The 13890-nt window shown below is 63.6% G+C and carries 11 protein-coding genes; 4 read left to right on the plus strand and 7 right to left on the minus strand.

The window, feature by feature from the left end; all coding sequences use genetic code 11:
* Window positions 1–206 precede the first annotated feature (206 nt).
* The 3 genes from BMG00_RS03405 to BMG00_RS03415 all read left to right on the plus strand — a co-directional run bounded on the left by BMG00_RS03405 (window position 207) and on the right by BMG00_RS03415 (window position 4722).
* Window positions 207–1493 (plus strand): capsule biosynthesis protein, encoded by a 1287-nt coding sequence (locus BMG00_RS03405; protein ID WP_078528752.1) that lies wholly within the window; start codon window positions 207–209, stop codon window positions 1491–1493.
* A 200-nt stretch (window positions 1494–1693) separates the two neighbouring features.
* Window positions 1694–2704: a polysaccharide biosynthesis/export family protein gene (locus BMG00_RS03410; protein WP_093469895.1), complete on the plus strand. Its 1011-nt coding sequence runs from the start codon at window positions 1694–1696 to the stop codon at window positions 2702–2704.
* Window positions 2704–4722 carry a capsular polysaccharide biosynthesis protein gene (locus tag BMG00_RS03415; protein WP_078573384.1) on the plus strand — a complete coding sequence of 673 codons (2019 nt, stop codon included), beginning with the start codon at window positions 2704–2706 and terminating at the stop codon, window positions 4720–4722. Before BMG00_RS03410 ends, BMG00_RS03415 begins: the two co-directional genes overlap by 1 nt.
* Here the strand turns inward: BMG00_RS03415 and ribD are convergent.
* From ribD to dnaG, 7 genes are all read right to left on the minus strand, one after another.
* Complete coding sequence (ribD, locus tag BMG00_RS03420; protein WP_245794941.1) at window positions 4692–5795, minus strand: bifunctional diaminohydroxyphosphoribosylaminopyrimidine deaminase/5-amino-6-(5-phosphoribosylamino)uracil reductase RibD; 1104 nt, start codon at window positions 5793–5795, stop codon at window positions 4692–4694. The two genes, BMG00_RS03415 and ribD, sit on opposite strands and share 31 nt — an antisense overlap.
* Window positions 5792–6262: a transcriptional regulator NrdR gene (gene nrdR / locus BMG00_RS03425; protein WP_078528764.1), complete on the minus strand. Its 471-nt coding sequence runs from the start codon at window positions 6260–6262 to the stop codon at window positions 5792–5794. The genes ribD and nrdR overlap by 4 nt, the downstream gene beginning before the upstream one ends.
* Before the next feature lie 141 nt (window positions 6263–6403).
* Window positions 6404–6820 carry a secondary thiamine-phosphate synthase enzyme YjbQ gene (locus BMG00_RS03430; protein WP_078573386.1) on the minus strand — a complete coding sequence of 139 codons (417 nt, stop codon included), beginning with the start codon at window positions 6818–6820 and terminating at the stop codon, window positions 6404–6406.
* Window positions 6820–7134: a hypothetical protein gene (locus BMG00_RS03435; RefSeq protein ID WP_078573387.1), complete on the minus strand. Its 315-nt coding sequence runs from the start codon at window positions 7132–7134 to the stop codon at window positions 6820–6822. The genes BMG00_RS03430 and BMG00_RS03435 overlap by 1 nt, the downstream gene beginning before the upstream one ends.
* Window positions 7135–7207: 73 nt before the next feature.
* Window positions 7208–7579 (minus strand): hypothetical protein, encoded by a 372-nt coding sequence (locus tag BMG00_RS03440; RefSeq protein ID WP_078573388.1) that lies wholly within the window; start codon window positions 7577–7579, stop codon window positions 7208–7210.
* Between the two features lie 51 nt (window positions 7580–7630).
* Window positions 7631–9625: an RNA polymerase sigma factor RpoD gene (gene rpoD, locus BMG00_RS03445; RefSeq protein WP_078528771.1), complete on the minus strand. Its 1995-nt coding sequence runs from the start codon at window positions 9623–9625 to the stop codon at window positions 7631–7633.
* Between the two features lie 183 nt (window positions 9626–9808).
* Window positions 9809–11761: a DNA primase gene (gene dnaG / locus BMG00_RS03450; RefSeq protein ID WP_078573389.1), complete on the minus strand. Its 1953-nt coding sequence runs from the start codon at window positions 11759–11761 to the stop codon at window positions 9809–9811.
* Between the two features lie 354 nt (window positions 11762–12115).
* On the opposite strand from dnaG, the gene BMG00_RS03455 reads away from it, so the two are divergent.
* Window positions 12116–13876 (plus strand): pilus assembly protein TadG-related protein, encoded by a 1761-nt coding sequence (locus BMG00_RS03455; protein WP_078573390.1) that lies wholly within the window; start codon window positions 12116–12118, stop codon window positions 13874–13876.
* Window positions 13877–13890: the final 14 nt, after the last annotated feature.

Here is a 13890-nt window from a genome sequence, read left to right on the forward strand (position 1 = left end):
ACATATCCTCACAGATTTCGGACCCTAGCTAGCCCGCGTGACGCCCCTTCGCAAGAGACGAGCCCCGCACAATCCCTGCGCCCCTTGACCGCATTCGCGCGCCTGCGCCGCAAATTCGCCGCATCCAAAAGGGAAAATGGCACAAATTCCGTGACTTCGCGCCCCGCTTGCGCGATCACGGACGAAAGGCAAGGACCGCAACCGCGATGAGACGTTTCGAGACACGCCATTTCCTGATGCTGCAAGGGCCGCACGGGCCCTTCTTCCATCAGCTCGGCGCGATGTTGCGCTCTGCCGGGGCGAGCGTCTGGCGCGTGGGCTTCAATCGCGGCGACGAAGCCTTCTGGTTCCATCGCCCCTCCTTCCTGCGCTTCGACGAGGCGCCCGAGGCCTGGCCCCACCGGCTGCGCGCGCTCATCGCCGAGAAGGAGATCACCGATCTCGTGCTCTATGGCGACACCCGCCCGATCCATGCTCAGGCGATCGAAATCGGGCGCGAGCTGGGCCTGTGCATCCACGTCTTCGAGGAAGGTTACCTGCGCCCCTATTGGGTCACCTATGAGCGCGGCGGATCGAACGGCCATTCGCGCCTGATGGAGACGAGCGTGGCGCAGATGCGCGCGGCGCTGGCACAATCCGAGATCGAGTTCCCCGATGCGCCGCCGCGCTGGGGCGACATGCGCCACCACGTCTTCTATGGCGCCCTCTACCATTTCCTCGTGATGGCCCGGCCCGGCCCCTATCGTCATTTCCGGCCGCATCGCGACATCACCGTGTTTCAGGAGTTCCGCCTCTGGCTGCGCCGGTTGCTGCTGATGCCGCTGCACATGTTCGAACGCAAGGTTGCGACCCGGCGTATCCGGCGAGGCGGTTTTCCCTATCATCTCGTGCTGTTGCAGCTCGAACATGATGCAAGCTTCCGGATGCACTCCCCCTTTGCCAGCCAGACGGAGTTCATCGATCTCGTGATGGAGGGCTTCGCGCACGGCGCTCCGCGCCATCACCACCTCGTCTTCAAGGCTCACCCACTCGAAGATGGCCGCGCGCCGATCCGCGAGACGATCCGGCTTGCGGCCGACCGGCACGGGCTCGCAAACCGGGTGCATTTCGTTCGCGGCGGCAAGCTCGCGGGGCTTTTGTCGCAGGCGCGCTCGGCGGTGACGGTCAATTCCACCGCCGCCCAGCAGGCGCTCTGGCGGGGATTGCCTCTCAAGGCGCTGGGGCGGGCGATCTTCGACAAGCCCGAGTTCACTTCTTCCCAGGGGCTCGAGGAGTTCTTCGCCAGTCCCGCGCGCCCGGACAGCCGCGCCTATCGCGATTATCGTCATTACCTGCTCGAGACGAGCCAGGTTCCGGGCGGTTTCTACGCAGCGCGCGGGCGGCGTGCGCTCCTGCGGCAAGTGGTCGACATGATGCTCGCTCCCGAAGATCCCTACGATGCCCTGACCGCAGGCAACGCGGCCCCGCGGCAACAGTTGCGGGTAGTTCGATAATTTTGCTCGTTTTTTTTCCGGCATTTCGGTAGCTTGGTCGCAAAACAACAAGGCAGCATCCCGAACGAGGAGCTCGAGCAGTGAAAATCGTTACGACCCGCAGGGCCCTCTTAACGGGCCTTTCCGCGACTCTGTTGACTGCATCTTGTGGTCTGCCTCGTCCCGGCCCCAACAAACGCGAGATCTTTGCCGGCTCCGTGATGCGTCAGGGCGATGCTTTCGTCGTCAAGGTCAATGACTTCGTAACCCGTGAAACCGCCGTGCAACCCGCGCTCGGCTTCTCCTCGAAATTCCTCAATGCGGGCCAGCTCGGCTCCGACACGATCCGTCCGGGCGACACGCTCTCGCTGACGATCTGGGAAAACGTCGATGACGGGCTTCTGGCCAACAAGGGCGCGAACGCCACCCAGCTACAGCAGGTGCAGGTCGATGGCGCGGGCTATATTTTCGTGCCCTATGCAGGCCGCATCAAAGCCGCGGGCAACACGCCTGACGGGCTGCGCCGGGTCATCACCTCGAAGCTCGACGCCCAGACCCCGGACCCGCAGGTTCTGGTCAACCGCGTCGCGGGCGATGGCGCGACGGTCTCGATCATGGGCGCGATCAACGGCCAGGGCGTCTACCCGATCGAGCGCCCCACCCGCACCCTCTCGGCGATGATCGCCAAGGCGGGCGGTGTGTCGATCCCCGCCGAAGTCGCGAGGATCATCGTCAAGCGTGGCACGCAGTCGGAATCGGTCTGGCTCAAGGATCTCTACGACAATCCGAAGATGGATATCGCCCTGCGCAACAACGACGTGATCCTCGTCGAGAAGGATCAGCGCGCCTTCACCTCGCTCGGCGCCACCGGCGCGCAGGCGCGCGTACCCTTCGAGACGCAAACGCTCTCGGCGCTCGAAGCGATCGCCACCGTGGGCGGCCTACAATCGAACCTCGCCGACCCGACCGGCGTCTTCGTCTTCCGCAACGAGCCTGCGGAGATCGCGATGAAGGTGCTTGGCCGGACCGATCTCGTCGGCGATCAACGCATGATCTACGTGCTCGACCTGACCGAGCCCAACGGCATGTTCCTCGCCCGCGATTTCGCGATCCGCGACGGCGACACGGTCTATGTCACCGAGGCGCCCTTCGTTCAGTGGCAAAAGACGCTCTCGGCCCTGACCGCGCCGCTCGGTACCGCGAACACGCTCAACAATCTCGCCGGGAACTGATGGCGACACCGCAGGATCTGAAAGCCGCCGGGGCCATCCCCCGGCGGCTTTTTTTCTACAACGGCGGCGTGTTGCGCCAGCGGCGCCTGCGCGCGATCCTGAACGCGGCAGGCCACGAGCCGCGCCTTGGCTGGCCCGGGCCGGAAGATGGCGTGATGGTCTGGGGCCGTTCACCCTATGCCGCGCGCGGCGAAAGGGTGGCAGCAAGGCACGGTCTTCCGCTGATCCGTCTTGAGGATGCCTTTCTGCGCTCGGTCCATCCGGGCCGCACGGGAGATCCGCCGCTAGGCCTGCTGATTGACCCGTTGGGGGTGCATTTCGACAGCGCCCAGCCCTCGATGATCGAGCGGATGCTCGCCACCGAGCGCCTGGACGATCACGCGGTACTTGCGCGCGCCCGCGACGGGATCGCCCGCCTCCGCGCAGCCCACTTGTCGAAATACAACGATTTCGACCCGACCCTGCCAGTACCCGAACCCGGCTATGTGCTGGTGATCGACCAGATACGGGGAGATGCCTCGATCACCCATGGCGGCGCGAATGAGGCCATATTCCGCGAGATGCTCGCCTATGCCCGCATCGAGAATCCCGGCGCGCGGATCGTGATCAAGACCCATCCCGAGACACACGCGGGCCACCGTCCCGGCCATTACGGTCGCGGCGATTGCGACGCCAATACCGAGATTCTCGACGCCCCGGTTTCCCCTTGGGCGCTGCTCGAAGGCGCGATCGCGGTCTATACCGTCTCGTCCTTGATGGGCTACGAGGCGATCCTCGCAGGCCACAAGCCGCGCGTCTTCGGCCAGCCCTTCTATACCAGCTGGGGGCTGACGCAGGACGAAAACCCCGTGCCGCGCCGCGAACGCAAGCTGACCCGCGCGCAGATCTTCGCCGTCTCCCATATCCTCGCGCCCACCTGGTTCGATCCCTGTCGCGGTCGGCTGTGCAGTTTCGAGGAGGCCGTCGATCAGCTTGAGGCCGAGACCCGCACGTTCCGCGAGGATCGGCTGGGCTATGTCGCGGGCGGCATGTCACTATGGAAACGCCCGCATCTGCGCCGTATTTTCGGACGTCACGGCCCGCTGCGGTTTTCCGAAACGCCGGATCCTGCGCGCCCGTTCCTCTATTGGGCTTCTCGGATCACGCCCGAAGTCGAAAAAAACAATCCGATCCGTGTCGAAGACGGTTTCCTGCGCTCGCGCGGATTGGGGGCCGAACTTGTCCCGCCGCTTTCGCTCGTCACAGATCGTCAGGGGATCTATTACGACCCAAGGCGTCCCTCCGATCTCGAGGCGCTGATTTCGCAAGAAATGCCCCCCGGCGGGCGGTTGCGGGCCGAACGGCTGATCGCGCAGCTCACCGAGGCGCGGCTGACGAAATACAATCTCGGCGGCGCGCCGCCGGGCTTGCCGGAAGGCCACCGCATCCTGGTCCCCGGACAGGTCGAAGACGATGCCTCGATCCGATGGGGTGCCGGTGAGACTTGCACAAACGCAATGCTTCTGGCGCGTGTACGGGAGGATAACCCCGATGCAATTATCATCTTCAAACCTCACCCCGATGTGGAGGCCGGTCTGCGCCCCGGTGCAATTTCGGATGAGGACGCGCTGCGCTTTGCTGATCTGATCCTGCGCGACGCGGATACGGCCTCCCTGATCGCAGCGGTCGACGAGGTCTGGACGATAACCTCGGGCCTGGGTTTCGAGGCGCTGTTGCGCGGCAAGAAGGTCACCACGCTCGGCGCACCTTTCTACGCGGGTTGGGGGCTGACGCGCGATCTCGGCCCGGCACCGCAGAGACGCACCACGCGCCCCGACCTTTTGCAACTCGCGCATGCCGCGCTGATCGCCTATCCGCGCTATTTCGATCCGGCCAGCGGGTTGCCCTGCCCTCCCGAGGTCGCGCTCGACAGACTCGCCAACGGCCCGGCGCCGAACCGCGGGCCGCTCAACCGTGCCGGGTCAAAGCTCCAAGGCGTTTTCGCGTCTTACGCGTGGCTATGGCGACGCCAGCGGTGAAGCACATCGCCTCCGATCGGGGTCACGTCCACAAGCTCGAAACGAGGGGCATCGGCCAGCTTTTCCAGACCTATCGCGCCGATCCCGGGGCGCCCGTCCGCGCCGATCAGCATCCCGGCGGTGAAGCCGATCAACTCATCGACCAGCCCCGACTTGGCAAGCGTCGCCGCGAACTGCCCACCGCCCTCGCAGAAAATGCGGGTCAGTCCCAGACCGCCCAAAGCCTCCATCAAGGCAAACGGGTCGAGCCCACCTTCCGCAAGGCTCGGCAATTCGATCAGTTCCGCGCCCAGATCGCGCCAATAGCCCACAGCCTCTGGCGGAGCGCCGACCCCATGCATCAGCCAGAGCGGCGCGGTCTCGAGCGAGCCTGCGAGCCGATCACGCGGCAGATCGAGGCGCTCCGAGACCACCACGCGCACCGGCTGGCGTAGAGGCGTGAAATTCCGAACGGTCAGCAAAGGATCATCGGCCCGCGCCGTACCACCGCCGACCATCACAGCATCGAACTCCGCCCGCATCGCATGCACCCGCGCGCGCGCCTGCGGCCCGGTGATCCACTGGCTCTCGCCGCTCGCGAGCGCAATGCGCCCGTCGAAGCTGCTCGCCAGTTTCAGCGCGAGCCATGGACGATTGCGCGTGATCCGGCTCAGGAACCCGGCTTGCAAGTCGCGGGCTTCCGCCTCCATCACGCCAGTCTCGACAGCAATCCCGGCCTCGCGCAGCATCGCATGGCCGCTGCCAGAGACGCGCGGATCGGGATCTTCCATTGCCGAAACGACCCGCGAAACCCCCGCCTCGATCAGCGCCAGAGAACAGGGGGGCGTCTTGCCGTAATGGGCGCAGGGCTCCAGCGTGACATAAGCGGTGGCTCCGCGCGCGGCCTCACCTGCCTGCGCCAGCGCGCGCACCTCGGCATGGGGCCGTCCGCCCGGCTGGGTCCAGCCACGCCCGACGATCCGACCCGCATTGACGATCACGCAGCCAACGGCAGGGTTGGGCCAGACATTGCCAAGGCCCCGGCGCGCGAGCGTCAGGGCCAGGGACATGTAGCGCCGGTCTGTCAGGGTCACTCGGCCTCGCCCGCTCCCGGCGGCCGCAGCTCGGAAACGAATTTGTCGAAGTCGTCCGCTTCCTGGAAGTTCTTGTAAACACTGGCGAAGCGCACATAGCCGACAGTGTCGATCCGGGCCAGCGTCTCCATCACGATCTCGCCGATCACCTTCGAGGAGATATCGGTCTCGCCCATGCTTTCCAGACGCCGCACGATGCCCGAGATCATCTGGTCGATGCGCTCGGGCTCGACCGGGCGTTTCTGCATCGCGATCCGGATCGAGCGCTCGAGCTTGTCACGATCGAAATCCTCGCGCTTGCCCGAGGTCTTGATGACCACGAGATCGCGCAGCTGCACCCGTTCATAAGTGGTGAAGCGCCCGCCACAGGCCGGGCAGAACCGCCGCCGCCGGATCGCGACGTGATCTTCCGCCGGGCGGCTATCTTTCACCTGGGTATCGACATTTCCGCAAAATGGGCAGCGCATGACTTTCCCCCGTTCCTTGTCCCGCCTCATGATGGGGTCTTGTTGCCCCAGTTATCCACAAGACCTTAGCCCAGCCCCGAGAGTTTGGGTAGAAAAAATGAGAGCCCCCCAGATATGGCGGCGGGATGTGGCGGGACGGACTCAGCGCAGCAGCGCCGCGACCTCACGACGGTGCGCAGCACGGCGATGTTCGAAAAGGTAAATTCCTTGCCAAGTTCCGAGTGCGAGACGCCCTGAAATGACAGGAATCTGCAAGCTGACCGGCAGGATCGCGGCCTTGATATGGGCGGGCATATCGTCCGGCCCCTCATAGGTATGGGTCAGGTAGCCCATACTCGGGTCGGTGGTCGGCGGCACGAGACGGTGGAAGAACTCGGTCAGGTCGGTGCGCACTTCCGGATCGGCATTTTCCTGAATGAGAAGGCTCGCCGAGGTGTGGCGGATGAACAGCGTCAGCAGCGCGTCGTCCACATTCGCCAGACCGACCCATTTCGAGATCTCGCGGGTAAACTCGTAGAGCCCGGGGCCGTTGGTGGCGATCTCGAAGAGCCGGTTCATCAGGATTTGGCGGGGCGCGCCTGCGTGCGGTCCGTCGCGAGAATACGCAGGCATTCGGGATTGATATCCATGATCTTGCGCTCCTTGGTCCAGAGCGCATCCGCCTGCGCGCCGCTCAGCCCGCGCTTGATCATCGCCTTGGGCACGGGCGACCCATCGCCCACACCCGACACGACGGTATATTTGCCCGCACCCTCGTCCTCGACATAGAGAAAGCAGGTGCCTTGCTGATCCATGCGCGGCGCACCGGCGGGCGCGCCCTCCATCTGGCAGGCGGCAAGGGCGAGAGGGGCGAGAAGGAAAAGGCGGGTCATTCAGGGCTCCGTCAGAGATTTCCCGAAACTTAGCAGTGCGCCGTGTCCCGCGAAAGTCCGGATCACCTGCCCGTCAGGGCATATGGACAAGCCCGTCCATCCGGCAGCCCAGCGGCGCCAGGTCTTCCGCAACGGCCGATTTATGCGCCGCGAACCGCTTGTTATGGGCGTCGATCGCCTCCTGGCTTGGCGCTTTTCCGGTCTCGCGCTGTACACGCGTTTCCGTCTCGAGCTCGGCCGCCAGCTTCTGGTGATTTTGCGCGAAAACCGCTTGGGCCTTCGCCCAGTTCTCATTGACCTCTTCGACCGTCTCCCCCTTGCAGGTAAAGAGATAGACGAGCTTCGCGGGCTTGTCGGGAATGTAGAACTGCGCGCGTCCTTCGGCTTGGGCCGAGGCCGCACCGATCGCCAGAATCGCGAACGCGAGCTTGAGGGATTTCACCATGTCCTGCCTCCTCTCGACATGAAAACGCCCCCTTCCGGGGGCGCCTTTCTATTACTGATCGAGGAAGGAGCGCAACTTGCGCGACCGGCTCGGGTGTTTGAGCTTGCGCAGGGCTTTGGCTTCGATCTGGCGGATCCGTTCGCGGGTGACCGAGAATTGCTGACCCACCTCTTCGAGCGTGTGATCGGTGTTCATGCCGATGCCGAAACGCATCCGCAAAACGCGCTCTTCGCGCGGGGTGAGCGAGGCCAGAACCCGCGTCGTCGTTTCCTTGAGGTTCTCCTGAATGGCGGAGTCGAGCGGCAGAACCGCGTTCTTGTCCTCGATGAAATCGCCGAGCTGGCTGTCTTCCTCGTCGCCGATCGGGGTTTCGAGCGAGATCGGCTCCTTGGCGATCTTCATCACCTTGCGGACCTTCTCGAGCGGCATCTGCAGCTTGTCGGCCAGTTCCTCGGGTGTCGGCTCGCGGCCGATCTCGTGGAGCATCTGGCGACCGGTACGCACCAGTTTGTTGATCGTCTCGATCATGTGGACCGGGATACGGATCGTGCGGGCCTGATCCGCGATGGACCGGGTGATCGCCTGACGGATCCACCACGTCGCATAGGTCGAGAACTTGTAGCCGCGGCGGTATTCGAACTTATCGACCGCCTTCATCAGGCCGATATTGCCTTCCTGAATGAGATCAAGGAACTGCAGCCCGCGGTTGGTGTATTTCTTGGCAATCGAGATCACGAGACGCAGGTTGGCCTCGACCATTTCCTTCTTCGCCTGGCGCGCTTCTTTTTCGCCCTTCTGCACCTGGTTCACGATGCGGCGGAATTCGGAGATGTCGACGCCGACATATTGCCCGACCTGAGCCATCTCGGCGCGCAGATCCTCGACCTTCGCTTCCGATTTCTCGAACAGCGCCTGCCAGCCACGGCCCGATTTCGCGGCCATGCGCTCCATCCAGGTCGGGTCGAGTTCGTACCCGCGATATTCCTCGATGAACTCGCGACGGTTGATGCGCGCCTGATCGGCGAGCTTCACCATGCCGCTGTCGATCGACATGATCTTGCGGTTGATGCCGTAAAGCTGGTCGATCAGCGCCTCGATCCGGTTGTTGTGCAGGTGAAGCGAATTCACCAGCTGGACGATCTCGGAGCGCAGCTTCTGATAGGCCGCCTCTTCAGCGACCGAGAAGGACCCATCCTCGTTGAGCGTCGCCGACATCCGCAGATCCTGCATTTCGGCAAGATTCGCATAGTCGCGCGCGATCAGTTCGAGCGTCTCCAGCACGCGCGGCTTGAGCGCGGCCTCCATCGCGGCGAGCGAGAGGTTCGCGCCCTCGTCGTCGTCGTCATCCTCGGTCTGGATCGGATTGCCATCGGCATCGAGCTCGGGCTCGTCGGATTTCTGCGTCTCGGACGAAGCCGCCCCATCGACGACGGGCTCGGCCAGGTCTTCCTCGTCCTCATCGCCCTCGAGCGAATTGCCGAAGGTGGTCTCGAGATCGATCACGTCGCGCAGGAGGATCTCTTCGTTGAGAAGTTCGTCGCGCCAAATCGTGATGGCCTGGAAAGTCAGCGGGCTTTCGCACAGGCCCGCGATCATCGTGTTGCGGCCAGCCTCGATGCGCTTGGCGATGGCGATCTCGCCCTCGCGCGACAGCAGCTCCACCGAGCCCATCTCGCGCAGGTACATCCGTACCGGGTCGTCGGTACGATCGAGCGTCTCGGAAGTCGACGTGGCGACCGCCACCTCGCGCGAGCCGGACCCGGTCGCGACAACCTCGCCACCCTGCCCGCTCGAGTCGTCATCATCGGCCTCTTCGGCCTCGATCACGTTGATGCCCATTTCGGAGAGCATCGACATCACATCTTCGATCTGGTCGCCGGACACCTGTTCGGGCGGCATCACCTTGTTGAGCTGGTCGTACGTGATGTAGCCGCGTTCCTTCGCCTCGGCGATCATCCGCTTCACAGCGGCCTGGCTCATGTCGAAGGAAGTGGCGTCGTCGCTCGGGGTGTCGGACTTGTTGTCGTCGATGTCTTTGGCGGCCATGTGGGCTCCTCGGTCAGGGCTCGGGTGGGCTCGAGCTATGACGAAAGCGAATCATATCTCGTCTGTGTATCGAATCGCGGCGGCGAATCACAGAGGCGCGAGGCAGATGGACGCAAAGTTGATCGCCATTGTGTCCACAGTGATTCGCTTTCTCTTGATTCGAATGGCCCGCCGCCACCCATCTCATTGTTTCTTGCGCCAGATTTCCCCATCGATCATGGCCTGAAGCGTCGCGGAAAGGGCCGCGCGATCCTCGCCCATGTCGGAGTTGTCCTCCAGCTTCGATCTCTCGGCACGGTGGCGCAGCGAGGCGGCTTGCGCCAGTCGCCATGTCACGCCCTCGTCGGCCAGCCCCGCCAGATCCTCCATCGCATCGGCAACCTCCACGCGCACGGCACGCGCGGCGTCGAGCTTGGCGAGTTCTTCGGCCAGGCACATCCGCGCCAGATCGGTGTTGTCGGCATTGCGAACCGGGGGGGCTGATCGCAGATGGGGCAGTCCGAGAAGCTTTTCAAGGTCGGCACCCACTTCATCTTGCAGGATTTTCGCGATCTCGGGCACCGGCCGGGGCGCAAGACTCAACATCAGATGGCGCAGCCGGTCGTGGGTGGGATCGCGCAGCGGCACGTCTTCCAGCTCGGCCTCAAACTCGGCGATCAGCGCGGGATGGGTTGCGCAGATCCCAAGGATCATCGCCTCGCGCAGATGCTCGGCCACATCATCAGGCGCGGTGGCCAGCAGAGAGGCGCGGGTCTCGGGCAACGCCGGGGCGGCCGGCACGCCAAAGCGCCCACGCCCCCGGGCCCCGGGCGTGAAACTGCCGCGCGGCGGGGTCTTGCCCCCACGCGGCCCCGTTCCGAAAAGCTCCCAGCGCAGGCGCTTGATCTCTTCGCGGTAATGGCCGTGGATCGAGGGATCCTTGATGTTCGCGATCGTCGCATGCAGCTTCTTGTCGAGCGTCGCGCGCCGTTCCGGGCTGTCGAAGACCTTGCCTTCGGTTTCTCGCTGCCAGAGAAGCGTGACCATCGGCTTTGCCTCGGCGAGGATCTTCTCCATCGCACTGCGGCCCTGCTTCTTGATCACGTCATCGGGGTCCAGACCCGGCGGCATGATCGCAAAGCGCACACCCTTCCCGGCCTCCAGAAGCGGCATCGCCAGATCGATCACCCGCATCGCCGCACGCAGCCCCGCCGCATCGCCGTCGAGCGCGATGATCGGCTCGTCATGGATGCGCCACATCAGGCGCAGCTGATCCTCGGTGATCGCGGTCCCGAGCGGGGCCACGGCACCGCCGAACCCCGCCTCGACCATCGCGATCACATCCATATAGCCTTCGCAAACCACAAGCGGCGCGCCCTTGCCGCAGGCCTCGCGCGCCGGTCCGTGATTGTAGAGCGAGCGCCCCTTGTCGAAGAGCTCGGTCTCGGGCGAGTTGAGATATTTCGCCGGATCGCTCGGATCCATCGCGCGCCCACCAAAGGCGATGCAGCGCCCGCGCGCGTCGCGGATCGGGAAGATGATGCGGTTACGGAAGACGTCGAAAGGCTCGCGACCCTTCTGGCTTTCCTTCGCAAGCCCCGCGCCGATGATCAGATCGTCCGGGATGCCCTTGGCTTTCAGCGCGTCGCGCAGCCCCTGCCAGCCGGGCGGGGCGAAGCCGATCTCGAACCGGTCGATCGCCGCCTTGTCGAGCTTGCGCCCGGCGAGATAGTCGCGCGCCTCGGCCCCGGCCTGGGTGTTGAGATGCAGGCGGAAATATTTCACCGCCTCGTCCATCACCCGGGCAAGCTCGGTCCGGCGGTCGGATTTCTCCTGCGCCTTGGGGTCGCGTGCCGGCATCTGCATTCCGGCCTCGCGGGCGAGGATCTCCACCGCCTCCATGAAGCCGACATTCTCGGTCTCGCGCACGAAGCTCAGCGCGTCGCCCTTCGCATGACAGCCGAAGCAATAGTAATAGCCCTTGCGGTCATCGACGTGGAACGAGGCTGATTTTTCCTGATGGAACGGGCAAGGCGCCCACATGTCGCCCTTGGCCTGGTTCGACTTGCGCATGTCCCAGATGACTTTGCGCCCCACGACCTGAGCGATCGAGGTGCGGTTGCGCAGTTCATCGAGAAATCCAGGCGGCAGGCTCATGGTCTTTATATTGGCCCGCCGCGCGCCAGAGTCGAGAGGTGGCGCACCCACCTTAGCGATTGCTGCCTGAGTCGAAAGCCCGGCGGCAAGACCGCCCAATCCGTTAACGCTAAACCCCTCGATTGCGGACGAATCGGAATCAAACGCGCACAAAAGGCGGCACGACAATTGCCGCCACGGAAACGATTCCCCGCATCATAGCGAGACCGTTGCAGCTTGCCTTAACAATGCCGCCTAACTTGGCTGGATTAGGACATAATTTGGCCTCATGGCTTGGGCACGATTACTCGACGAAGGATTCTCACTTTCGTGTGAGGCGTAGATATGCGCAGTCACGCGAGAAAGGAGAGAGGGATGGCGGTTGTTCGCTTGAAGACGGTTTCGCAAGCCAAGACCCGACCGGGGATCACCCGGATCGGCAAGTTTGCGCGCGAAGAGGATGGGGCGATCTTCATCTTCAGCCTTCAGATCTTCTTGATTCTGATGATCGTTGGCGGTCTCGCGATCGACTTCATCCGCCAGGAAGAGCGCCGCACCCTGATCCAGGGCACGATCGACCGCGCCGCCCTCGCCGCGGCCAGCCTCAGCCAGAGGGTCGATCCGAAATATGTAGTGAACGATTATCTCAACAAAGCCGGGCTCGATTATCTCGACGTCGATCCGATCATCGAAACGAACGAGAAGAACAGCCCTAGTGACGAGGAGAAATATCGCCGCGTCACCATCGTGACGCGCGACGACATGCCGACGATCTTCGGAGACCTGCTCGGCGTCCATTCACTTGCGACGAATGTCGGTGCGCGCGCCGAAGAATCGATCGGCAATGTCGAGATCTCGATGGTGCTCGATATTTCCGGCTCGATGAACGATCGCGATCAGAATTCCACCTCCGGCGAGTCGAAGATCGCCTCGCTGCGGACCGCCGCAACGAATTTCGTCAACACGATGTTCGACGACGTCCAACCCCCGGGGGCGCCTGCCGGGCTGCTCTCGATCTCGATCGTGCCCTACAACCAGCAGGTCTCGATGGGTACGACGCTGGCGAGCATCTACAACCTGAGCACGGATCACACCAAGAACACCTGCGCGGATGTGCAGACGCTCGGTTTCGACAATCTCGCGATCTCGCCCACGGCGCCGTTGCAGCGCACCATGTATGGCTGGAGCTATGACATGGTGAATCAGGGCTACTCGATCTTCAAGACACTCAGCGAAAGCGCCGAGAACTGCTACGAATTCAGCTATTCGCCGATCATGGCGATAGAGGACAACCAGCAGGATCTGCTCAACAAGATCTCCTCGCTGCGCGCCGGCGGCGACACCGCCATCGACATCGGCGCGCGCTGGGGCTTTGCGCTGCTCGATCCCTCTTCGGAACCGGTCGCGCAGGCGCTGGCCAGCAGAGGTATGATCAGTTCCTCGGTCCAGAACCGGCCCATGCCCTATTCCGACACCGCCACCTCGGTCGACGAGAGATCGATGAAGGTGATGATCCTGATGACGGACGGGATGAACACGCGCTCCTTCTCGACCAAGATGGAATACCGTACCGGTCCGTCGGGCTTCTTCTCGACCGACTCCGCAACCGCCTTCTATGATTACGACCAGAGCCAGCTCTACTGGTATTCGGCGCAGCGCGACGCGGCGGGGCTCAAACCGATCTACCGCTTCAGGGACGGCACCTGGCGCGACCGCGTCGACGCGGGCGACAAGGTCATGGTGTCGATCTCGGGCAATCTCCGGACACTCCATTCGATTTCCTGGGAAACGATCTGGGGCAAGGGCTGGACGGTGCAATACGTGATCGACAAGTTCCTGCTGCGTCCGCGTCAGGCCGATGATCCGAGGCAATCCGTGAAGTCGATCTATGCCGAGATGGCGATCTCCTCGATGTTCGAGCAGAAGGACGCCAATCTCGAGGAAGTCTGCAACGTGGCCCGTTCCCGCGGGATCGATGTCTACACCATCGCGGTTTCTGCCCCCCCCGAGGGCAAGGCGGCGCTGGAGAAATGCGCCACGGGACCGAGCTATGCCCACGAGATCAAGGGCGATGACCTGAACGACGCCTTCGCCTCGATCGCCGCTCAGATCATCTCGCTGCGCCTGACCAACTGACGCGCCACGGACAG

It is taken from the genome of Thioclava marina (genome assembly GCF_002020135.1).
In the GTDB taxonomy this organism is placed as follows: Bacteria; Pseudomonadota; Alphaproteobacteria; order Rhodobacterales; family Rhodobacteraceae; genus Thioclava; species Thioclava marina.

Coding starts and splice junctions, on each gene's coding strand:
- BMG00_RS03405 (WP_078528752.1), top strand. CDS start 207: ATGAGACGTTTCGAGACACGCCATTTCCTGATGCTGCAAGGGCCGCAC.
- BMG00_RS03410 (WP_093469895.1), top strand. CDS start 1,694: ATGCGTCAGGGCGATGCTTTCGTCGTCAAGGTCAATGACTTCGTAACC.
- BMG00_RS03415 (WP_078573384.1), top strand. CDS start 2,704: ATGGCGACACCGCAGGATCTGAAAGCCGCCGGGGCCATCCCCCGGCGG.
- nrdR (WP_078528764.1), bottom strand. CDS start 6,262: ATGCGCTGCCCATTTTGCGGAAATGTCGATACCCAGGTGAAAGATAGC.
- BMG00_RS03430 (WP_078573386.1), bottom strand. CDS start 6,820: ATGAACCGGCTCTTCGAGATCGCCACCAACGGCCCCGGGCTCTACGAG.
- BMG00_RS03435 (WP_078573387.1), bottom strand. CDS start 7,134: ATGACCCGCCTTTTCCTTCTCGCCCCTCTCGCCCTTGCCGCCTGCCAG.
- BMG00_RS03440 (WP_078573388.1), bottom strand. CDS start 7,579: ATGGTGAAATCCCTCAAGCTCGCGTTCGCGATTCTGGCGATCGGTGCG.
- rpoD (WP_078528771.1), bottom strand. CDS start 9,625: ATGGCCGCCAAAGACATCGACGACAACAAGTCCGACACCCCGAGCGAC.
- dnaG (WP_078573389.1), bottom strand. CDS start 11,761: ATGAGCCTGCCGCCTGGATTTCTCGATGAACTGCGCAACCGCACCTCG.
- BMG00_RS03455 (WP_078573390.1), top strand. CDS start 12,116: ATGGCGGTTGTTCGCTTGAAGACGGTTTCGCAAGCCAAGACCCGACCG.